Raw genomic sequence first — 695 nt, 5'->3', positions numbered from 1 at the left:
GAAGAAAAGGGTATTTTGATGAGAAGAGCAAGAAAAGTAACTGAAGATTGAATTTTGGACAGATAATAAATTCATGCCATGAAGATTAAAAAAGTAGTTCTATTCGTTGTTCTAGTTCTTTCCGAGCAATTCTATGCCCAAGAAGGAGTGGTAGAGTACCATTCCATTTTTTATGATAGACCAGGGGTAGAGGTAGACAAGGATTTTAAAAGAAAGGCCGCTCTTGAGATAAACGATATGGAATATGTACTGGAATACAATTCTCGACAATCTTATTTTGAAGGCTTGCCTCGTGTTCCACATGATGAATTTATGGGCAAGATAGCAACCGCAATTGCTCTTTCAGATAGGCCATGGTATCAAAATTCAACAAAAAAAAGTGCTAGGCGCAATAAGAAAATAAAGGACTCCATATATATAGTGATACATGATGATCAAATGGGTGGGTGGACCTTGCACAATGAGAGCAAAAAAATCGATGGATATAACTGTTATAAAGCTACTAAACATCATGTTCAACCAAATAGTGAAATTGAATTCACCATTGAGGCATGGTACACACCGGAGATTCCGGTACCTTATGGACCTGCAGGATATGGCGGCCTTCCTGGACTGATCTTGCAAATGGAAAGGAGCCACGTCATTTTTGTGGCTGACAAGGTAACATTGAACCCCAAAGGTGGCATTAAACCGAT

General features: G+C 38.8%; 1 protein-coding gene. It reads left to right on the top strand.

Going from position 1 to position 695, the window contains the following annotated elements:
• Positions 1-78: 78 nt before the first annotated feature.
• A partial coding sequence (locus K1F36_RS19985; RefSeq protein ID WP_220115360.1) for a GLPGLI family protein occupies positions 79-695 on the top strand: 617 nt, incomplete at its 3' end.

Source organism: Flagellimonas abyssi (genome assembly GCF_019457905.1).
Classification (GTDB): Bacteria; Bacteroidota; Bacteroidia; order Flavobacteriales; family Flavobacteriaceae; genus Flagellimonas; species Flagellimonas abyssi.
The sequence above is the reverse complement of the archived record's forward strand: the minus strand, read 5'-3'. Positions and strand labels throughout refer to the sequence as shown.